The 19621-nt window shown below is 52.6% G+C and carries 19 protein-coding genes; 14 read left to right on the top strand and 5 right to left on the bottom strand.

Annotated elements, in window-relative coordinates:
* Nucleotides 1-41 precede the first annotated feature (41 nt).
* On the bottom strand, nt 42-509 hold the full coding sequence (locus tag BLT66_RS06925; protein ID WP_092756851.1) for an META domain-containing protein: 468 nt from the start codon (nt 507-509) through the stop codon (nt 42-44).
* Nucleotides 510-845: 336 nt separating this feature from the next.
* Between BLT66_RS06925 and BLT66_RS06920 the strand changes: the two genes are divergently transcribed.
* Nucleotides 846-2063 (top strand): MFS transporter, encoded by a 1218-nt coding sequence (locus BLT66_RS06920; RefSeq protein WP_092756850.1) that lies wholly within the window; start codon nt 846-848, stop codon nt 2061-2063.
* Here BLT66_RS06920 and BLT66_RS06915 read toward each other — a convergent pair.
* On the bottom strand, nt 2060-2344 hold the full coding sequence (locus BLT66_RS06915; protein ID WP_092756849.1) for a ComEA family DNA-binding protein: 285 nt from the start codon (nt 2342-2344) through the stop codon (nt 2060-2062). The two genes, BLT66_RS06920 and BLT66_RS06915, sit on opposite strands and share 4 nt — an antisense overlap.
* 95 nt (nt 2345-2439) lie before the next feature.
* Here BLT66_RS06915 and BLT66_RS06910 point away from each other — a divergent pair, with 95 nt between their 5' ends.
* The gene (locus BLT66_RS06910; RefSeq protein ID WP_092756848.1) at nt 2440-3447 is read left to right on the top strand and encodes an NAD-dependent epimerase; all 1008 of its coding nucleotides are present in this window, start codon (nt 2440-2442) and stop codon (nt 3445-3447) included.
* A gap of 3 nt (nt 3448-3450) precedes the next feature.
* On the opposite strand, the gene BLT66_RS06905 is transcribed toward BLT66_RS06910, so the two are convergent.
* Nucleotides 3451-3948, bottom strand: coding sequence for a low molecular weight protein-tyrosine-phosphatase (locus tag BLT66_RS06905; protein WP_176954987.1), 498 nt, complete (start codon nt 3946-3948; stop codon nt 3451-3453).
* A gap of 209 nt (nt 3949-4157) precedes the next feature.
* On the opposite strand from BLT66_RS06905, the gene BLT66_RS06900 reads away from it, so the two are divergent.
* From BLT66_RS06900 to BLT66_RS06875, 6 genes are read left to right on the top strand one after another with little or no spacing between them, the layout of a single operon-like run.
* Nucleotides 4158-4895, top strand: coding sequence for an ABC transporter ATP-binding protein (locus BLT66_RS06900; RefSeq protein ID WP_092756846.1), 738 nt, complete (start codon nt 4158-4160; stop codon nt 4893-4895).
* Nucleotides 4895-6289, top strand: a complete 1395-nt coding sequence (locus tag BLT66_RS06895; RefSeq protein WP_092756845.1) for an ABC transporter permease — start codon at nt 4895-4897, stop codon at nt 6287-6289. Before BLT66_RS06900 ends, BLT66_RS06895 begins: the two co-directional genes overlap by 1 nt.
* Nucleotides 6290-6307: 18 nt before the next feature.
* A complete protein-coding gene (locus BLT66_RS06890) occupies nt 6308-7078 on the top strand; it encodes an outer membrane lipoprotein-sorting protein (RefSeq protein WP_092756844.1) in 771 nt (256 codons plus the stop codon).
* Nucleotides 7079-7082: 4 nt separating this feature from the next.
* Entirely contained in the window at nt 7083-8354 is a 1272-nt protein-coding gene (locus tag BLT66_RS06885; protein WP_143029155.1) for a hypothetical protein, read from the top strand.
* Between the two features lie 33 nt (nt 8355-8387).
* Nucleotides 8388-9509: a glycosyltransferase gene (locus BLT66_RS06880; RefSeq protein WP_176954986.1), complete on the top strand. Its 1122-nt coding sequence runs from the start codon at nt 8388-8390 to the stop codon at nt 9507-9509.
* Nucleotides 9502-10446, top strand: coding sequence for a PIG-L deacetylase family protein (locus BLT66_RS06875; protein ID WP_092756841.1), 945 nt, complete (start codon nt 9502-9504; stop codon nt 10444-10446). The genes BLT66_RS06880 and BLT66_RS06875 overlap by 8 nt, the downstream gene beginning before the upstream one ends.
* A gap of 244 nt (nt 10447-10690) precedes the next feature.
* Here BLT66_RS06875 and BLT66_RS06870 read toward each other — a convergent pair whose 3' ends face one another.
* Entirely contained in the window at nt 10691-11518 is an 828-nt protein-coding gene (locus BLT66_RS06870; RefSeq protein ID WP_092756840.1) for a PEP-CTERM sorting domain-containing protein, read from the bottom strand.
* A 245-nt stretch (nt 11519-11763) separates the two neighbouring features.
* Between BLT66_RS06870 and BLT66_RS06865 the strand changes: the two genes are divergently transcribed.
* Nucleotides 11764-12609 (top strand): EamA family transporter, encoded by an 846-nt coding sequence (locus tag BLT66_RS06865; RefSeq protein ID WP_092756839.1) that lies wholly within the window; start codon nt 11764-11766, stop codon nt 12607-12609.
* Here the strand turns inward: BLT66_RS06865 and BLT66_RS06860 are convergent.
* Nucleotides 12575-13663 carry a nitroreductase family protein gene (locus BLT66_RS06860; protein WP_218922582.1) on the bottom strand — a complete coding sequence of 363 codons (1089 nt, stop codon included), beginning with the start codon at nt 13661-13663 and terminating at the stop codon, nt 12575-12577. The two genes, BLT66_RS06865 and BLT66_RS06860, sit on opposite strands and share 35 nt — an antisense overlap.
* A gap of 112 nt (nt 13664-13775) precedes the next feature.
* Here BLT66_RS06860 and BLT66_RS06855 point away from each other — a divergent pair, with 112 nt between their 5' ends.
* The 5 genes from BLT66_RS06855 (at nt 13776) to BLT66_RS06835 (ending at nt 19620) form a co-directional block, all read left to right on the top strand.
* On the top strand, nt 13776-14651 hold the full coding sequence (locus BLT66_RS06855; RefSeq protein WP_092756837.1) for a ThiF family adenylyltransferase: 876 nt from the start codon (nt 13776-13778) through the stop codon (nt 14649-14651).
* A 241-nt stretch (nt 14652-14892) separates the two neighbouring features.
* Nucleotides 14893-15459, top strand: coding sequence for an XrtA/PEP-CTERM system exopolysaccharide export protein (locus tag BLT66_RS06850; RefSeq protein ID WP_369821584.1), 567 nt, complete (start codon nt 14893-14895; stop codon nt 15457-15459).
* 62 nt (nt 15460-15521) lie between these two features.
* Nucleotides 15522-17099 carry an XrtA system polysaccharide chain length determinant gene (locus BLT66_RS06845; protein WP_092756835.1) on the top strand — a complete coding sequence of 526 codons (1578 nt, stop codon included), beginning with the start codon at nt 15522-15524 and terminating at the stop codon, nt 17097-17099.
* A gap of 4 nt (nt 17100-17103) precedes the next feature.
* Nucleotides 17104-18036 carry an XrtA-associated tyrosine autokinase gene (locus BLT66_RS06840; protein ID WP_092756834.1) on the top strand — a complete coding sequence of 311 codons (933 nt, stop codon included), beginning with the start codon at nt 17104-17106 and terminating at the stop codon, nt 18034-18036.
* Between the two features lie 21 nt (nt 18037-18057).
* Complete coding sequence (locus BLT66_RS06835) at nt 18058-19620, top strand: TIGR03016 family PEP-CTERM system-associated outer membrane protein (protein ID WP_092756833.1); 1563 nt, start codon at nt 18058-18060, stop codon at nt 19618-19620.
* The last annotated feature ends 1 nt before the right edge of the window (nt 19621 follow it).

Genomic DNA, 19621 nt, shown 5'->3' with positions numbered 1-19621 from the left:
GCTTATTCTGTATGCGCAAGCAGCTATCTAAGTGATAGCAATCAAGGTGCGGGTGCACGCGTCCACACCAGTGTCTGGCCATTGGCCGAGCCGAACCGCAGCAGTTGGGGCGGCCCCTGGTCCAGCCGCAGCTGCCAGGCCTGGGCCAGCAGCGCGCTGAGCGTGGCGTCGGCCTGCATCAGCGGGGCTTCGCAGCCTTTGCGGGTGGCCATCAGCGGGCCGGCCTGCAGCTGCGCGCCGGGGCCGATCTGGTAGCTGCCGCCCATGGCATTGCAGCCGCCACGTATGCCTAGCCGGCCGTCAGTAAATTCCAGTACGAAATGCCGCTCGGTGCCCGCGACCGTGGGGAAGAGGGCGGTGATGGGCTGGCCCTGGCCGTTGGTGGCGGTTTGCAGCTGCCAGCGCGTGGCTTGGAGCTGGCTGTCCAGCGTGCTAGCCGCCGGGGCCGCACAGGCCGTCACCGCGCCGGCCAGCAGTACGGCGAGTGCATGGGCAAGAGGTCGCCACATAAAAAACTCCTTCACGCAGATAAACCAGGGGTGGCCATGGTAGGCGATTCTGCCGATGAAGACGCTTTGTTCGACCTGCCTATTAAATGGGCAGCATAAGCTTTAGCTTTTGAAAACATGTACTTAGCTTCGGCATACAGTGGTTTGCCCGACTTATCCACAAGCTTGTCCAGTGCCAACGGGCAAAACTTTACGGATCTGGATTGCATGCAATCCAGATGCAGAGCCAATTGGGCCGCCGGTGCACAGATAGATTGCGCAAGCAGCTATAGAAAATATAGCGTTTCCATTGGGCCCAGGCCAGCAAGGGTTTGCCCGGGGACGCGACAATCGCGCATGACCAACGCCGACGCTCCCATTCCCCGCACGGCGGTTCTCGCTTTGTCGCTGGCTGCATTTGCCAGCGGTGTGTCCTTGCGCATCAACGACGCCTTGCTGCCGCGGCTGGCCGGCGACTTTTCCATCTCCATCGGCCATGCGGCCGGGGTGATCACGGTGTTCTCGGTGGCTTATGGGCTGGCCCAGCTACTGTTCGGCCCGCTGGGCGACCGTTTTGGCAAGTACCTGGTGGTCGCCTGGGGCTGCGCGGCCTGCGCCATCACCGCCTCGCTGTGCGGCCTGGCGCAGACTTTTCCCCAACTGCTGGTGGCGCGCCTGCTGGCCGGGGCGACGGCGGCGGCCATCATCCCGCTGTCCATGGCCTGGATTGGCGACGTGGTGCCGTATGCGCGGCGCCAGCCGGTGCTGGCCCGGTTTCTGATCGGGCAGATCATGGGCTTGTCGGTAGGGGTGTGGATGGGCGGCTTTGCGGCCGACAGCGTGGGCTGGCGCCTGCCGTTCCTGGTTATTGGCGTCGGCTTCGCCACCATCAGCGCTGTGCTGTTCATGGTGAACCGCCAGCTGCCGGCCTCGGCGCGGCAGCAGCGGGCGGTGCAAGGCCATCCGCGGCGCACCATGCTGAGCGAGTTCGGCCAGGTGCTGTCCCAGCCCTGGGCGCGCGTGGTGCTGCTGACGGTGTTTACCGAGGGGGCTTTTCTGTACGGCGCGTTTGCCTTCATCGCCAGCCATTTGCATGGCGTGTTTGGCGTGTCGCTGTCTACCGCCGGGGCGGTGGTGATGTGGTTTGGCTTTGGCGGCCTGCTGTTTGCCATCTTCTCGGCCACCCTGGTGCGGCGCCTGGGCGAGGTGGGGCTGAGCAGCTGGGGCGGCGTGCTGATCGCGGCATCCTTGCTGGCCGTGGGGCTGGCGCCGGTCTGGTGGTGGGCGATTCCGGCCTGCTTTGTGATGGGCCTGGGTTTTTACATGCTGCACAACACCTTGCAGATCAATGCCACGCAGATGGCGCCCGAGCGCCGGGGCGCGGCGGTGTCCTCGTTTGCTTCCTGCTTCTTCCTGGGCCAGGCGGCGGGCGTGGCGGCCGGCGGGGCGTTGACGGCCTACGCGGGCACCCGCTGGGTACTGCTGGCCGGGGCGCTGGGCGCGTTGCTGGTGGCCTTGAACTTCAGCCGCTTGCGGGCTGAGGCGAATCGGCGGGCGCTGCGGGCGGCCGCCTAGGGTTTGGCCGGTGCCTGTGGGTAGGTGGCGCCGTCCACCGTTAATCCTTGGTCGGAAAACCGGGCGGCGGTCTTGGCCTTTACCCCGGGAACCCGGGCCAGGAAGTCGGCCCAGTCCTTGAACTTACCCTGGTCACGCTGCGCCAGGATCTGCCGCGACAGGCTGGGCCCTATGCCTTTGATGCCGTCCAGCTCGGCGACCGTGGCCTGGTTGACCTCCAGCGCCGAGCCTGCCAGGTGGGGGGCGAGCAGGGCGCTGGCTAGCAGTATCTTTTTCAACATGGTCGGTTTCCCTCGCAGGTGTGCCTTAAATGAGAATACTACGCGGCAGGCCAGTTAAGATCGACCTTCAATAGTACAAGTCGAAGGATTGGGTCATGAAGATTTTGGTGACGGGGGCCGCGGGCTTCATTGGCATGACGGCATCGTTGAAGTTGCTGGCGCGCGGCGACCAGGTGGTTGGTTTGGACAATCTGAACGACTACTACGACGTCAACCTGAAGCACAGCCGTCTGAAGCGTCTGACCTCGCATGCGAACTTCAAGTTCGTGCAGCTGGACGTGGGCGACCGCTCCGGCATCGCCGAGCTGTTTGCTACCGAAAAATTCGACCGCGTGATCCATCTCGCCGCCCAGGCCGGCGTGCGCTATTCGCTGCAAAACCCGCATGCCTATGTAGACAGCAATCTGCTGGGTTTTGTGAATATCCTCGAAGGTTGCCGCCATAGCCAGGTGCAGCACCTGGTGTATGCGTCCAGCTCCAGCGTCTACGGCGGCAATACCAAGATGCCGTTCTCCGAGCACGACAGCGTGGACCACCCCGTGAGCCTGTATGCGGCGACCAAGAAGGCGAATGAGTTGATGGCGCATACCTACAGCCATCTGTACAACTTGCCGACCACCGGCCTGCGTTTCTTCACGGTGTATGGCCCATGGGGACGGCCGGACATGGCCTTGTTCCTGTTTACCAAGGCGATCCTCGAGGGCCGGCCCATTGACGTGTTCAACCACGGCAATATGCAGCGCGATTTCACCTATGTGGACGACATCGTCGAAGGTGTGATCCGGGTGCTGGACCGCGTTGCCGCTCCCGATCCCCAGTACGACCCCGTATTGGCCGACCCGGCCACCAGCAATGCGCCGTACCGGGTGTTCAACATCGGAAACAACAATCCTGTGCCTTTGCTGGACTTCATTGGTTGCATCGAGGATGCACTGGGCCAGAAGGCCGAAAAACGCCTGCTGCCATTGCAGGACGGTGATGTGCCCGCCACCTATGCGAATACCGATGCCTTGCAGGACTGGGTTGGTTTTGTGCCCGGCACCAGCGTGCAGACCGGCATCCGCAATTTCGTCGCCTGGTACCGCGACTACTACAAGGTCTGAGGTTTAGCGCTTGAAGGCTTGGTAGGAAGCCACCAAGCCGCGTGCACCGGCCTCGCACAGTTCCAGCACATGCTCAAAGCCCTGGAGATTGCCGTAGTAGGGGTCTGGAACATCGCGCAGGTCTACGCCTTCGGCGTATTCCAGCAGCAAGCGCAGTTTGTGGGTGTGCTCGGCCGGGCACAGCTGGCGCAGGTCGTTCAGGTTCGCCTGGTCCAAGGCCAGGACCAGGTCGTAGTGGTCAAAATCTTTGGCAATGACTTGGCGGGAACGGTTTTTACCGAGCGCATATCCGCGTTGGGATAAAAGCGTCTGGGCCCGGGCATCCGGCTTGGCTTTGGCGCTGCCCACATGGGTGCCGGCCGAGTCCACCACGATATCGCGTGCCAGGCCTGCTTGTTCCACCAGGTGCTGCGCCACCGCCTGCGCCATTGGCGAGCGGCAGATATTGGCTCTGCAGACCATCAGGAATTTGGTTGCAGGGGGAGGCCGCAGGAAGTTCATGGAGTGGCGCCGAAAAACTTCAGTTTAGCGGCTGTGGAGGCGCTGGCCCGTGACAGCACGGCTTCACGGGCCACTACCGCGGATGAATAGTGAATTGGCGGGGTTTAAACCCTATCATTTCGAAATAATTTCTTACAGTATCCGGTAATAATTGCTTGTCCCGGCTTGCCGATAAGCTGTAGCGGCTACGGCATGAATAAAGGCGAAAGATGACTGAACAAACCGAGGAGCAAGCCAAAGGCTACCGGCCTGTGGCCGTTCTCACGCAGATCGAGAAAACCTACCACCTGGATTCCGTCAGCGTCCCGGTGATCCGGGGTGTCGATATCTTTGTGCGCCAAGCCTGCTTCACCGTGCTGTTAGGCCCGTCTGGCAGTGGCAAAACCACGCTGCTCAACATGATTGGCTGCATCGACAAGCCGGATAAAGGCGAAGTCATCGTGTCGAACTGCAAGGTGGGAGAGTTGACCGACGACGCTCTGTCCGATTTCCGCGCCAAGAACATCGGATTCATTTTTCAGAACTTTAATCTGCTGCCGGTGCTGAGCGCCTATGAAAACATTGAGTATCCGCTGCTGCTGGCAGGGATCTCGGCCAAGAAGCGCGGTGAGCGTGTGCCCAAGCTGCTCGAGGCCGTAGGTTTGAGTGACCGGGCGAAGAACCTGCCTGGGCAGTTGTCAGGCGGGCAACGCCAGCGGGTGGCGATTGCCCGCGCACTGGCCCGCAAGCCCAAACTGGTGATCGCCGATGAGCCTACCGCGAATCTGGATAGCCAGACCGGGGCCGCCATCTTGACGCTGATGCGCCGCATGGTCGACCGCTACCAGATTTCCTTCATCTTCTCGTCCCACGACCCCGAGGTGATCAAGGCTGCGGACGACACCATCTTCCTGCACGACGGCGCGATCCGTGGTGTGCGCCGCAAAGGCGTGGAGGAGACCACATAATGATTTTGTCTTTGGCAGTGCGCAATCTGCTGCGGAACCGGCGGCGCTCCTTGGCGACCTTGCTGGCCATGGCGATTGGCTCCACCTCCGTTTTGCTGTTTGGCGGTTACAGCACGAATATCAACCAGACCATGCATACCGAGTATGTGCAGAACGGTGGCCATTTGCAGATCCAGCACCGGGATTTTTTCCTGTATGGCAGCGGCAACCCGACTTCTTACGGGATTGCCGATTACACAAAGATCTTGGCCGCTATCAAGAACGATGAAGTGCTGCGCAACATGGTCTTGGTGGCCACGCCGACGCTGCAGTTTGGCGGCATTGCCGGCAATTACGCGGCTGGGGTGTCTCGCACGATTACCGGGAATGGTTTTGTGGCCGAGGATGTGAACCGCATGCGGCGCTGGAACGACTTTGGCCTGCGCAGCGGCTCTCCGGTGTTTGCGCTGGAAGGTGCGCCTGCAGATGCTGCGATTGTGGGCACGGGTGTGGCGCGGGTGCTGCAGTTGTGCGATGCCTTGAAGATTGCACGTTGCCCCAAGCCCGAAAAAGAGAAAAAAGTGGACGGCCCTGCGGCCCCAGACGATATTGCCCAGCTCAGCTTGCTGGAAACGCCCGCAGCATCAGGTCCTGCGCAGGGCAGTTCACGCCGAATCGAAGTGCTCGCAGGCAACTCCCGTGGCGCGCCGAATGTTGCGTCGCTGGAGGTGATACGTGCGGAAGAGCAGGGATTCAAGGAGTTCGATGAGGTCTACGTGATGATGCATCTGGCCAAGACGCAGCAGCTGATTTACGGCAAGTCTGAACCCAAAGTCACATCTATCGTTATCCAGCTCAAGCACTCTGAGCAGATCCCGGCAGCACTGGTACGGCTGGCGCCGATACTGGAAAAATTCTCGGTGAGTCAGCCATTGGCTGTGTTGGACTTCCGGACCTTGAACCCTTTTTATGTCCAAACCATCCAGTTGTTCGATACGATTTTTGGATTCATTTTTGCCTTGATCGGCGCTATCGTTCTGTTCACGGTGAGTAATACCATGAATACGGCGGTAGTTGAACGCACCGTGGAGATCGGCACTTTGCGTGCCATTGGGTTACGGCGGTCGGGCATTCGGCAACTGTTCGTGACTGAGGGGATGTTGCTTGGCATGAGCGGAGCAGTACTTGGCGTCGTGGTGGCGCTGCTCGTCTCCGGCATAGCCAACCAGATGGGCTTGACATGGTCACCACCTGGCGGAGTCGACCCCTTGCCGCTGACTCTGACGGTCTGGGGCGAAACCCGCATGATCCTAGGCACGACCTTTGGCCTCATCTGCATTGCCGTCCTGTCTGCTTGGTGGCCTGCGCACCGGGCCGCGAAGCTGGACGTCGTGGAGGCTTTGCGCCACGTTTGAAAAGGAAGCTGCATCACCATGAAGTCTCTGTTTGTGTTTTTCTTTTCCTGCATGCTGGGTAGTGGGGCTGTATATGCCGCACCCGATGCGGACGAAATCCTGGCCGCGAGTGATGCGATCCGCAATCCCGGGCGACCCTTCAGCGTGACTGTGACCCTGACTGAGTTTCAGGCCAGCAAACAAGTTGACACCAGCACGCTGGTCACCTATTCCCGCACATTGCCGCAAAGTGGACAGTTCTCCAGCCTGATCCGGTTTGTCCTGCCGGCCCGAGATGCGGGAAAGTTGATGCTCAAGAATGGCAATGATCTTTGGTTTTACGACCCGGTGGCGAAAGCGAGTGTTCGCTTGTCGCCGCAACAGCGGCTGCTGGGGCAGGCATCGAACGGTGACGTGGCGACCGTGAACTGGGCAAAGGACTACCGTGCAACCTTGCTGGGCGAAGAAGAAGTGCAGGATGGTGAGCGTCGTACGCGTAAGGCGCATAAGCTGGGTCTTACCGCATCGGCACCGGATGTAACGTACGCCAGCATAGAAATGTGGGTCGATGTGGAGAACAACCGGCCAATCAAGGCACGCTTCTTTGCCGAGTCGTCGCGCTTGCTCAAGACAGCTTACTACCGCCGATTTCAGTCGCAACTCGGTGTAGAGCGCCCCACCGAGACCGTCATCATTGACGGGCTCAATCCGCAATCGGTCACGCTGATGCGGTTCTCTGACTATGTCGCACGCGCCATTCCCGATACATGGCTGCAGCGAGATTATTTGCCTCGTTTCCAACCCGAGTAAGCCCATGCATTTTTTCAATCGTTCCGTGCTTTGTTCTGCCCTTGCTATGGCGTTGATGCAGGCACTGCCTGCGCAGTGCGCTGATATGGATGCAGATGCACTCAGTCTCGAAAGCGCCACCGAAGTTGCCCCCGAAGCTAGCGGACGTACCAAGATTTTTGTCGAGGGCGCGTTGGGCAATGCCAGCCAGCGCTACCAGACGGATAGCAACAATATCGGACGGGCGTCGTTCGACTTCTCGCACTCTATGAAGCTTGGCCAGGGTTATAGCGCTGTTGTCTCTGATCGTCTTGACCATGTTTATCCTGCAGATGCCGGTGCTGACGCAACCATCAATAGTTTGCGCGAGGCCTATCTGAGCTGGCAGCCCGAAGGCAACAATACGGTCGTGGAGTTTGGCCGAATCAATCTGCGCTATGGACCTGGCTATGGCTACAACCCGACCGACTTCTTTCGCGATGGCAGCTTGCGCAACCAGACCACAGCCAATCCATTTGCACTGCGGGAAAATCGTCTTGGCACCGTCATGTTGCGCGGCCAGCGGCTGTGGTCCGACGGTGCGTTGTCGGTGGCATATTCGCCAAAACTAGCCAATCGACCTAGTAGCGATGGCTGGAGCCTCGACCTTGGGTCTACCAACAATCGGAACCGTGGTCTGATGGCCCTCAGTACACAGTTTTCCCAACGTGTGAGCAGCCAGGTATTGCTCTACAAGGAACAAGATAAGCCGGCGACTGTGGGGAGTAGTCTTACGGCGTTGTTGTCGGATGCTGCTGTTGCCCATCTGGAATGGTCGCGTGGCAAGGAGCCGGATCTGTTGAGTCGTGCATTGGCATTGCCGGGCACTGACGTCGCCCGGAATCGATTTACCGGTGGTGTTACTTACACAACGCTTGGCAAGCTTTCTGTTACGACCGAGTACCAGTACAACGGCTTTGCATTGAAGCAGTCCGATTGGGCTGCTGTGGGGGCAATGCCTGCGAGCCAGGTCGCCTACTTGCTGGAGGCCCAGCGGCTCCAGGAGCTGGTATCCCGTAAGGCTTACTTGATTTATGTGACCCAGAAAAGCCTCTGGCTCAAGGATCTGGATTTGACAGCTTTCCTGCGCGTGAATGCGGGTGACCACAGTCGATTGGCTTGGGTTGAGCTGCGGCACCATTGGTCCAAATTCGATGTGGCCCTACAGCTTCAACAACACATGGGCCGGCCTTCCAGCGAATACGGGGTGCTGCCCGATCGTCGCGTCATACAAATGCTTGGAACCTATTATTTTTGAGGTTTGAATATGTCAACACCGCTAAGCATCTGCATGGTTTCCGACGATTTTTTGCCTGCAGCGACCGGGGTTGGAGTTCATATCAAGCTGGTTGCGTCTGAGTTGGCCCGGCGTGGTCACAAAATTGCCGTTATCACCACCCGACGCAAAGGTGAACCTGAAATCGAGCAATGGGAAGGAGTTACCGTTTATCGGGTGTTTACTCTTAAGGCATACGGGTTTTATCAGGCACTACCTTCGACCGCGACTGTGCGTGGAATCCTCAAGCAGATACAACCGGATCTTGTGCACCACCATTACGTGGGCTTCATGATGTGGCAGGTGTGTCGCGTTGCCGAATCACTCAAGCTGCCTCAGATCTCCACCTACCATTTCAGTGCGGAGGTCCTGACGCAGCCATTGCCCATGCGGCCATTCCGAGGATTGATTCGGAAGATGATGGTGGCTTTTAACAATCGTTTTGATCTGGTTATTGCGCCTTCACTCAAGTTGGCGCAGCAAATATCCAGTGAGGGCGTGGAAACCCCTGTGCGCTTCATTACAAACCCTGTGGTGTTCAAAGCTAGCGCAGATGTGGTGCCTGCTGAACGCCCATCTGGTTTCACAATTTTGTATGCTGGACGACTTGGGCCTGAGAAAAATATTCCTTATCTCATCAAGGCTTTTGCAGAGTTACAAAGAAGCGTGTCGGACGCTTTCTTGTGGATTGCCGGTCATGGGCCCGAGGGCGATGCATTGGAAGCGTTGTGTTCCGAGCTGGGCATAGAACATAAGGTCAAGTTCCTAGGCTTTCTTGATCATCCGACACTGGCGCGCTACTACGCTGCCTGTGATGTGTTTGTGTTGCCATCTTTGATGGAGACACAAGGCTTGGTGGTGATGGAAGCTATGTGGTTTGGGCGTCCTGTCATTGTTACCAGCGCTATCGTTTCTGCAGAGGAGTTGGTTGCGCAAGGCGTCAATGGTTTTATCGTTGATCCGGATTCGGTCAATGATTTAACCCGGCGTTTGCTGCTGCTGGCAGCAGAACCTGCTACCCGTGCCGCGCAGGGCGAAGCGGGCCGTGAGCGTGCCAGTGCCTATCGTCCGGAGTTGGTGGTGGAGGCATTGGGGGCCGCCTACCGCAATGTGCTTGCGCTAGGTCACCATGGATAAGCCTCGCCACACGCATTACCGCGCTGTTTTTATCTCTCCCCATCTGGATGATGCAGTTTTTTCGTGCGGCGGGGTCATTTCCAAGCTAGTTGAGGAAGGGCCAGTGTTGGTGCTCAACTTGTTCACCCGGTACTTGTCGGGGTTGAAATTGCATGGCGCCGTTTTGGGCGATGAACGGCATCAAGAGGAGGCCGATGCGGCTGGATTTTTGGGGTTTGAATCGTTCAGCTTGCAGGAGTTGGACGCACCGTTTCGCCGCGATGCTTATCAGCGTTTGGGAAACCTGTTTCGTCCGCCCGTCGCGCAAGATATGGAATGGCTGCCAACCCTACGCGAAAAGTTGTTCGCGTTGCTTGACGAGTTGGATTTTGAACAGATTTACGTGCCGTTGGGCATAGGCTGGCACGTGGACCACGTGCTGGCACACTTGGTTTTCGAGCCTTGGATTGATCGTAAAAACCTGCTTTTTTATGAGGATGCTCCCTATTGCTGCATACCCCATAGCACCCGTTATCGCCTCAATGAGATTGCTCATTATGAGCGTGGTCTAGCGGATCTCAGTCTGGCTCCGGCCAATGCCTTAAACGCCTGGCGGCAAGCAGCCAGCGCGTATGGACAGACTGCATTGATGAAGAACCTCCAGCCGTGGGTCGTCCGTCAGTTAGCGGTCCCCGCTGTGAGTATTTATCTATATCGTCTGATGGCGCGATATCGCAAGCAAATCGCGATGGAGCCAGAGCTGGCACTTGAACCCTTGGTGGTTCAGATATCAGATCGGTTGGGGAAAAAAATAGATGTCATGGCGCTCTACAGCAGCCAATTTAATGAGTTTTTCACGTCTCGACAGGACTGTGTAGCAACCCTACAGGCCTATGCTGGCCGTATGCAGGGCAAAGCCGAAGCTGTAGAGCGGTACTGGGTGCCGGTCACGACATAGAGTCGAATAGCCCCGTACTTGAATCGCCAGTTTGATGGATAACCCGTTGCAGCTTATCGCGATTCAGAAAATTCCTGTCCATTCGTCCCTGCTTACTTCCGTTAAGAAGCGCCTCGATCCCGACCCACTTGCGATTGACTGGGTGGGGTTCTTTGTCTAGTTGTCTTCCGTAGATGGCTGCTCAATCACACCGAGATAATAAAAAAGGGCACCGAAGTGCCCTTTTTTTCAAGCAGAAAGCTGATTACTTAACTTCAGTCTTGCGGCGACGAACTGCACCCATGGCCAGCAGAGCTGCGCCGAACAATGCAATCGATGTTGGCTCAGGTACGGTACGCACGTCGCCGATTTGCAGATCGATCTCGGCTTCGCTACCGGTGAAATTGATCGTTGCGAGAATTGCACCAACACTGGACAAATCGGCAGAACCGCCGGTGCCGGTGAAGCGCAGTGCTCCGCTGCTCAGGATCGTGCCTGCTTCATTGGCTACACCGAAGAAGTCAGCAAAATCGATAGGAGTGTTGTCAGGCAGGAAGTTGTGATGGGCTTCCGACGACAGAACCAGAGTAGTCCAGTGGGTAGCATCTGTGTAAACTGTGATTGCGAAATCAAAGCCCAGATCAGATTCCTTGACCTTAATCTTGAAACCAGATCCGCTTGCAGCCAGATTCAGGCCACCCAAGCCGGTAGGATTCAGGGTTGCCAGATAGTTCGCTTCGCTACCAGTTGATACGCCTGCGACGCCGTTAACGCCGTCCCATTTCAGAATGGAGCGACCAGACGCACCGGTGTCCGTGCTGTACTTCAGCAGGCCACCGCTCACATTGGTCGAAACTTGTGCGCCAAAACCGTCGGTAGTCAGGGCTGTAATAAACATGTCGCGTTCGCCGCCCAAGATGCTTGAGGCAGGGCCGGTAACGCTGTTGTAAACGCCAGATCCATCGGCGCTGGCATCGCTCAATTGACCCACACCTTGATTGACGTCAAAGTCGTCAATGACAACCGAAGCTTGAGCAGCCATCGTCATCCCTGCGATCAATGCTGTCAAAGCGAACTTTGTAAATTTTTTCATTTCGTTAACTCCTGAAAACCTGTTGAAGATCTGATTGCCAGTGAGGACAATCCCGCACCTGCCTATGGAACAAATGCATGGTCCGTGCCAATCTGATAATTTCCTATACAAATCAACAGCTTGCGAAGAAAATATGGTGAAGTAGGCTTGCGCCTCAGGAGTTGGTGTAAAAAATATCGACAGCAATTTGATGTCGTGCCGGCTGCGCTCCGTATATTATGAGGGCTCACAATTTCACACCCTGTATGGCCGTAGTCTTCATCACGCTAGCCGCTACTGTATTGATTCAGTTGGGCTACTTTCTCTGGAAATTGTCGGCCGACGGTCAGCCAAAGATTGGCGGTGCACCGGTATGGCAAGTAATCCGCTCACTTGCGACGGATTGGCGCTGGGTACTCGGGTTCGTCATGACGAGTTTCGGCTGGGTGCTGTTTGTGCAAGCAACGGCCCTTGGCGATATCAGCTTGGTGCAGCCGCTGATGTCTGCAGGTGACTTACTGCTAGTTATTTTGGCCGTGGTATTCCTCAAAGAACGGCTTCAGATAGTTGAGTGGGGGGGCGTGTTGATGACGGTGCTGGGAGCAGTCGCACTAGCTTGGAATGCGGAGGTGTCGTATGCCACTTCATTTAATACGATGCATCTGCAAATATTATTGGTATGCGCGGTGCTAGCCGGATTGACGTTGTTGTTCGCCAACCGTTGGGCACTTCGGCCAGAGGTTTTTCTGGCATTGGTTGTGGGGCTTTGCTTTGGTTCTGGCGCGGTTTTGACGAAGGCAATGACCGTAGCCTATTCCGCTGCTGGACAAACTGTTATGACGTGGGCCGTCATAGTTGATCCTCTGTTATTGGCGGTTATCTTGGCTAACGTATTCGGCCTGATCTTATTGCAAGCCGCTTTTCAGCGTGGTAGGGCTGCAGTCATTGTGCCTTTACAGCTTGCTGTGGCTAATGCCGTTACGGTGCTTGCGGGTGCGGCAATCTTTAATGAGGAAATTACCGCCCTCCGTGCTTTTGGAATTGTGCTGATTGTTGGAGGGACGGCACTGTTGCACCTCAAGCCTTCATCAGTGAAGCAAGGTCTTGCCTGATGGAGCGGCTTTTCGGTTGTTGTGATATGCCAACTCTGGCGAAAAATCCAAAATCTTCATTTTGAGGTGATTGGACTAGCCGCTCAAAGTTACTTGCCAATTTGAGAGCTAAATCAAACAAGCCCGGCTCCTTGGAGAAATGGCGTCCTGCGCGAGCGTACCAGCGGAAGATTATGGGAGTCATTTGCGGCTGTAAATGAAGTCCTTCTCGTGTGGCGGTAAGCCAGATACGTTGCACCGTTACACCCAGATTTACCCAGTCAATAAGTTCTGCGGGTTTGTGCTTCGGCTTAACCAGTAAATGGGCTGCGCAACAGATTGCCGGCAGCAGATCAAGTTGAATGCGAGGTGCTACTGTACCCATAAGATACCGGTTAAAAAAGTTAACCCGCTCCCAACTTTCCATGACCCATTCCATTAGGCGGGCAGTAGCGGGGTCAACGCCAACGGCCTGCTCAGGGATGCGATCTTTGCTGTAACGAGCACGCCATTCAATAATATCCTTGTGTACTGGATACGCTTCCGGACAAATCAGACGAATTTTTGCGCTGTGCCAGAGTAGTTTGGCTATCCGGATGCGATCATCCAGCGATTCGAATAATTCAACGCTGAAATTTGTACCTGCAGCGTCAGTAAGTGCCTTGCGTTGGTGGTTGGTAAGCGGGGAAGTCCTCATTGGACGGCGTTGTACTGTTCGCACTTCGATGGAGTTGAACAACGGGTCGCGGACCATGGTGGGATTGCTTTCGAACCGAACATCGTAGATGGGATTGCGATCGTCGTTCGGCGAAGAAATAGTCCATTGGCTTGCCAGTGCAAAACCCGACGCGGCGATCCGCATCGTTTCCAACAAAGCGCCATGGGCAATGTGACTGGGGTGCCCATCGTAGTCGTAAAGGATATGCTCGCGTGTGTCGTTGCCATACACCCGGATTTGCTTGTCGTTCACTATCTCGAATCGCCATGGTTGCGTATTGTCCCCGCTCGGTGCCCAGCGAGCGAGTTCGAGAATATGCGTCAGTGTGTCACTGCTCACGAAGGTTTCCTTGTGAATGCGCCATCTGCGCCACTATCTAATGTTGCATGACTACTATAACGAGATACATAAGCGATGACTCCTTCTGACGTCGGGGCACAATACAAAAATTTAGGAAGTGAGCGCGTCCATGGCTAACCCGATCACCTTCGACTATGACCGCGCCTTTTCGCGCAACATTGGTTGGGTCACGCTCGCTGAGCAGGATAAGTTGCGCAAATCTCGTGTTGCGATAGCTGGATTAGGGGGGGTGGGTGGGGGGCACTTGTTGACGCTCGCACGGCTTGGGATTAGTCAATTCACTATCAGTGACTTTGATGAGTTTGATGTGCATAACATCAATCGCCAAGCAGGTGCATTCATGTCGACGATGGGGCAGTCCAAGCTCGATACCTTGGCTAACATGGGACGTGATATCAATCCAGAATTGGATCTGCGACTTCTGCCCGATGGCGTACACGCGGACAACGTAGATGAGTTTTTGCGTGATGTTGATGTTTATGTCGACAGTCTAGATTTCTTTGCATTACCAGCTCGACGCCTGGTGTTTGCTAAATGTCGTGAAAAGGGCATACCCGCGTTGACGGCTGCACCTCTGGGAATGGGCGTTGCATTTTTATACTTTCGACCGGATGGAATGAGCTTTGAGGACTACTTTAAGGTCGAGGGCTTCGATCAGCAGGAGCAGTACGCCCGCTTCATTGCCGGCTTATCTCCAGCCATGCTTAATCGGAATTATCTGGTTGCTCCCGAGGCGGTAAATTTCCAAGAAAAGCGTGGGCCATCCACGATCATGGCATGTGATCTGTGTTCCGGCGTCATGGGTACTTCGGTGCTCAAGGTGTTGTTGGGCCGTGGGGGCATCAGAGCTGCTCCTTGGGGCATGCACTTTGACGGCTACCATCAACGGCTTAAATTTACCTGGCGTCCTTTTGGCAACTCCAACCCTCTTCAACGCCTTCTTCTTAAATTTATTAGACCTATTTTGCATGGAAAATTACCTTGACGTAGCGGGTTTAGGGTATGCAAGTGGTGGTTCTGACACGTTTGTGTGGTAGCAGTTGATCTGATGGCGTGACTTAGTGTGAAAAGGATGAATTTTCGATAACGTGCGCAGTGTGAAATAAGCTACATTCATAGACGCGATAGGTAGAATTTAAGTTATGCACAGGGGATATATTTTGAAAAATTTCAACGCTGTTTTGACAAAGAGTATTCGGTTGATTCTTGTAATTGCTGTTTTTTCATTGACGGCATGCTCCACTTTCTCAACCAAATTTCCTGCAGCGCCCGCCGCTGCTGCTGCCTCCGGCTATAACTATATTATTGGCCCCGGCGATTCTCTTAATATTATTGTTTGGCGTAATCCTGAATTATCTATGTCAGTACCAGTACGCCCTGACGGAAAACTGACTACGCCGTTGGTCGATGAATTAGTTGTACAAGGGAAAACTTCTGTCGAAGTTGCTCGTGAAATTGAGGGCGCACTGTCTAAATTTGTTCGCGACCCGGTGGTGACTGTCATTGTTACTGGGTTTATTGGGCCATATAGTGAACAAATTCGTGTGGTAGGGGAGGCTGCTAAACCACAAACCTTACCCTATAAAAACAAGATGACAGTTTTAGATGTAATGATTGCGGTTGGCGGTTTAACAGATTTTGCTGATGGAAATGGTGCCACCATATTGCGCACTTCCGAAGGGGATAAAAGATATTCGGTTCGTCTTAAAGATTTAATTCGACGTGGCGATGTTTCCGGAAATGTGGAAATGAGGCCTGGTGATATTTTAATTATTCCGCAGGGTTGGTTTTAATTAATAATGTTACTGGAAAAATACTGTCGAATATACTTAGTTAACATTAAATAAATAAATCAATGGACGAGTTAATTGGCCAAATTTTAACCTTTGCCAAAGGTGCGTGGAAACATCGTTGGCTTGGTGTAATAGTTGCTTGGTTTGTCGGATTGGTTGGTGCAGGTATAGTATTGCGTGTTCCTGATAAATACGAGGCATCCGCTCGTATTTATGTTGACACCCAATCTATTCTTAAGCCCCTGATGTCGGGTCTTGCAGTACAGCCTAATGTTGATCAGCAAGTGGGAATGTTGAGTCGAACACTCATAACTCGGCCGAATGTTGAAAAACTAATTCGCATGGCTGATCTTGATCTGGGTAATGCGTCTAAAAGTGCACAGGACGGACTAATCGAACGCCTGATGAGTACACTTCAGATAAAGAGTACCGCTCGTGATAATTTGTACACTCTTTCATTCCAAGATTCGAACCCAGAGAAGGCCAAACGAGTAGTTCAGTCTTTGGTGTCTATATTTGTTGAATCTAGTCTTGGAGATAGTCGAAAAGATACTGATGCTGCAAAGAAGTTTATTAATGAGCAAATAAAAACCTATGAGGCGAAGCTTGAATCGGCTGAAGCACGCTTGAAAGAATTTAAATTAAGAAATATTGAAGTACAAACCGCAAATGGTGGCACCGATATTGCAGGGAGATTGGGTGAGGTTAGTGCGCAGCTTAACCAAGCGAAATTGGAGCTGAGGGAGGCCGAAAACGCTCGGGACGCTGCGAAAGTCCAGCTGGAAGGAGAGAAGGCGCAAAATGCTAATAATTCCTCCAAAAGCTTATTGCAGGAGTCCGCTCAATCTCTGGCAACGCCTGAAATTGATTCTCGAATCGAGACTCAAAAAAGAAACTTGGATGGATTGCTGCAACGATTTACCGAACAACATCCGGACGTAATTGGTGCACGCCGGATGATAAAAGAATTAGAGGAGTTGAAACGAAAGGAGATTTTGCAGCTGCGTAAGACGGCTATAGCTAATCCAGTTTCTCCGGCAAATAATAGTTTAGCTGTACAAGAGTTAGGCCGTCTTTTGGCCACATCTGAAGTGCAGGTTGCTTCGCTCAGAGCTAGGGTTGCCGAATATAGTTCTCGCTATGAACGTGCTCGTGAATCTATGAAGACCGCACCACAAACTGAGGCGGAATACGCACAGTTGAATCGCGATTATGCAATTAATAAGAAGAATTATGAAGATCTGGTAAGTCGTCGAGAGTCTGCTTCTTTATCTGGTGATTTGGAATCTGCGGCAGGTGTCGCCGATTTTAGATTGATTGATCCTCCTCGCGTTTCTCCGAAACCTGTAGCACCAAATCGCTTGCTATTATTGCTTTTAGCTTTAGCGGTGGCTCTGGGGGCAGGTGGTTTTGCATCATTTGCGGCAAGTCAGTTGCGTCCTGTTTTCCATGATGCGAGAGCTTTGCGTAGTGCAGTTGATCTCCCATTATTGGGCGTGGTCACATTAGTTATGAATGACGCAGCAAAGAGGCGTGAACATTCAGACTTAAGAAAGTTCGCATTTGCTTCGTGCGGATTAATTGGTTTTTTTATCGTGGCTATTGGTACGTTAGCCTTCATTTCTGGACAGGTGGGTTAACTTCATGAGTAGCTTAATTGAACAGGCTACGAAGCGCCTAGAGCAGCTTCGTCGTGCAGGTGTTGATCTAGAAAACAACGTGCAACCTATACCTGCTATTAAGTTAGAGGATCGGGTGAATCACGTCGAAGTTGATCCCGTGGCACCAATCATCTCACAGGATTCTTCAAAAAAAACTATCTCTGTATCTCGGAAAGTTATTTTAGATCTAGATGCGATTGCTGCCGCCGGAATCGTAAGTCCCAATGCGCCACGTTCCCAGATAGCTGACCAGTACCGCGTCATTAAACGTCCACTCATCACCAATGCGATGGGGCGAGGTGCTTCTACCATTGAAAATGGTAACCTCATTATGGTCACAAGCGCGTTGGCAGGCGAGGGAAAAAGCTTTTCAGCAATTAACTTGGCTATGAGCATAGCTACTGAGCTAGATAATACCGTAATGCTTGTTGATGCAGATGTTGCTCGACCTTCGGTGCTAAGGATGTTAGGTTTGCCAGCTAGTCCCGGTTTATTAGATTTGTTAGTTGGCGATGTGGACGATTTATCAAGTGTTTTACTGAAAACTAACATTGACAAACTTACATTGCTTCCAAGTGGAACTCCGCATCTGCGTGCCACAGAGCTACTTGCCAGTGATGCCATGAGTCAACTTATAAAAAATATAGCAAATAGATATTCTGATCGAATTATCATATTTGACTCTCCACCACTGTTACTTACTACCGAGTCTAGAGTTTTGGCCACACATATGGGGCAAATCGTCATGGTGGTGCATGCTGAAAAAACACTGCAGGCAGATGTACAACATGCACTCTCTTCAATTGAGGCCTGTCCAGTAAAGTTGATGGTATTAAACCAAGCTCGAAGTGGCTCCCAAGGTGGGTATGGCGGATATGGCGGATATGGATACGGCTATGGACAACAAAGTGCGTGATTAATTTATTGAAAATTATTCATGAATAAAATAGCGACAAAATACATTTTTGGAAGATCACGCATTTCTTCTATTGTTTTATTGTATATTTTTAACTTGTCTAATTCGATAGCTCAAGATATTCCAGATTCTTTTAAATCCGCTGTTGCCTCTTCTCTAGGTATTTCAATAGTTCCTCGTCTATCTTTGGGGGAAACTTGGAGCAATAATGTATCGCTTAAAAGTGGATCTGGCGACTCTGGGTGGATTAGTGAAATAAGTCCAGGTATTAAATTTAACAGGAGTTCTGGCCGTATTCGAGGATATGTTGATTATTCATTGCATCAATATATCTATAGTGGAAATTCCAAGAATTCATTGCAAAATTTACTAGCTTCTTCCGCTTCGGCTGAAGTATTAGATAATTTCGCATTCATTGATGTTTCAGCGGCAATTTCGCAGCAAACTATTTCAGCATTTGGATCCCAATCGGTTGCGTCGGGTTTGAGTAATTCAAATAAAACTGAAGTTTCTACCTACAATATTTCTCCATATTTGCGCGGACGATTTTTGAATAATGCAAACTATGAAGCAAGATACGGGTTTTCTTCGACACGTGCGAAAACTTTAGAAAGTGCAAACTCGAATCAAAATCAGTACTCTTTAGCAGTAAATGGTGATGAGTTATTTGGGAGGTTGCGCTGGGGTACAAATATTTCACGCCAAGAAAATACACGAAGTAATGGTGAAAAAACTCAAGTTGATGATCTCAAGTTATCCTTAACTTATTCATTAAATAGGCAGTTAAGTTTTTCTGCTACTACCGGTCGTGAAACGGCGAATTACGTAGTCGCTGAAAAGCAAAGTTTTAGAACTTCTGGTTATGGTGTTAATTGGACGCCAGCAGAAACCACAAAATTGTCGTTTAACGCTGAAAATAAGCTTCTGGGTAAAATGCATCGATTGACTATTGAACATCGTACGCCGCGCACAAGTTGGGCGTTTAATGATTCAAAAAATGTATCTGTGTCAAGTAGCAATACATTGAATGCAGGTACCGGTTCTCTCTATGATTTACTTTTCCTGCAATTTTCTTCAATTGAACCAGACCCAATTAAGAGAGCTCAGTTGGTTCGAGATTTTTTACAGAATAATGGATTGATTTCTGATCCATCAACTATAAATGGCTATTTGACCTCAAGTGCGTCGATACAGCGAACAAAAGATTTGTCATTTATGTTGCTCGGTGTTCGGGATACAGTTGGTTTTTCGATTACCAGAAGTGTTGGTCAAAGTATTAATGGATCTTCGGTGAACGTGGATGATTTTTCTAGATCTGGAAATATTCGACAAAATGGATTAAGCGCCACTTATTCTCATAAGTTAACGCCAGATACCTCGTTAAGTTCGCAATATTCAATACAGAGAACATATGGTGACACTGTCACACAAGGTTCAAAGATAAAATCGATAAATTTAAATATATCTTCTAAGATATCGCAAAAGATGTTTGCTACAGTCGGGGCACGGCGTGTATTGTCGTCAAGTACAGTTAATCCCTATCAAGAAACTGCTGTTTTAGGCAGCTTAACTGTTCAGTTCTAGC

Source organism: Rhodoferax sp. OV413 (assembly GCF_900104385.1).
Taxonomy (GTDB): Bacteria; Pseudomonadota; Gammaproteobacteria; order Burkholderiales; family Burkholderiaceae_C; genus Rhodoferax_B.
Note: the sequence above shows the minus strand (reverse complement) of the source record. Positions and strands in the feature narration are given on the sequence as shown.

Bases quoted from the DNA above. Each gene is read 5' to 3' on its own strand.
- BLT66_RS06900 (WP_092756846.1), top strand. From the start codon at position 4,158: ATGACTGAACAAACCGAGGAGCAAGCCAAAGGCTACCGGCCTGTGGCC.
- BLT66_RS06915 (WP_092756849.1), bottom strand. From the start codon at position 2,344: ATGTTGAAAAAGATACTGCTAGCCAGCGCCCTGCTCGCCCCCCACCTG.
- BLT66_RS06865 (WP_092756839.1), top strand. From the start codon at position 11,764: ATGGCCGTAGTCTTCATCACGCTAGCCGCTACTGTATTGATTCAGTTG.
- BLT66_RS06890 (WP_092756844.1), top strand. From the start codon at position 6,308: ATGAAGTCTCTGTTTGTGTTTTTCTTTTCCTGCATGCTGGGTAGTGGG.
- BLT66_RS06925 (WP_092756851.1), bottom strand. From the start codon at position 509: ATGTGGCGACCTCTTGCCCATGCACTCGCCGTACTGCTGGCCGGCGCG.
- BLT66_RS06840 (WP_092756834.1), top strand. From the start codon at position 17,104: ATGAGTAGCTTAATTGAACAGGCTACGAAGCGCCTAGAGCAGCTTCGT.
- BLT66_RS06905 (WP_176954987.1), bottom strand. From the start codon at position 3,948: ATGAACTTCCTGCGGCCTCCCCCTGCAACCAAATTCCTGATGGTCTGC.
- BLT66_RS06855 (WP_092756837.1), top strand. From the start codon at position 13,776: ATGGCTAACCCGATCACCTTCGACTATGACCGCGCCTTTTCGCGCAAC.
- BLT66_RS06910 (WP_092756848.1), top strand. From the start codon at position 2,440: ATGAAGATTTTGGTGACGGGGGCCGCGGGCTTCATTGGCATGACGGCA.
- BLT66_RS06835 (WP_092756833.1), top strand. From the start codon at position 18,058: ATGAATAAAATAGCGACAAAATACATTTTTGGAAGATCACGCATTTCT.
- BLT66_RS06920 (WP_092756850.1), top strand. From the start codon at position 846: ATGACCAACGCCGACGCTCCCATTCCCCGCACGGCGGTTCTCGCTTTG.
- BLT66_RS06875 (WP_092756841.1), top strand. From the start codon at position 9,502: ATGGATAAGCCTCGCCACACGCATTACCGCGCTGTTTTTATCTCTCCC.
- BLT66_RS06845 (WP_092756835.1), top strand. From the start codon at position 15,522: ATGGACGAGTTAATTGGCCAAATTTTAACCTTTGCCAAAGGTGCGTGG.
- BLT66_RS06880 (WP_176954986.1), top strand. From the start codon at position 8,388: ATGGTTTCCGACGATTTTTTGCCTGCAGCGACCGGGGTTGGAGTTCAT.
- BLT66_RS06870 (WP_092756840.1), bottom strand. From the start codon at position 11,518: ATGAAAAAATTTACAAAGTTCGCTTTGACAGCATTGATCGCAGGGATG.
- BLT66_RS06885 (WP_143029155.1), top strand. From the start codon at position 7,083: ATGCATTTTTTCAATCGTTCCGTGCTTTGTTCTGCCCTTGCTATGGCG.
- BLT66_RS06895 (WP_092756845.1), top strand. From the start codon at position 4,895: ATGATTTTGTCTTTGGCAGTGCGCAATCTGCTGCGGAACCGGCGGCGC.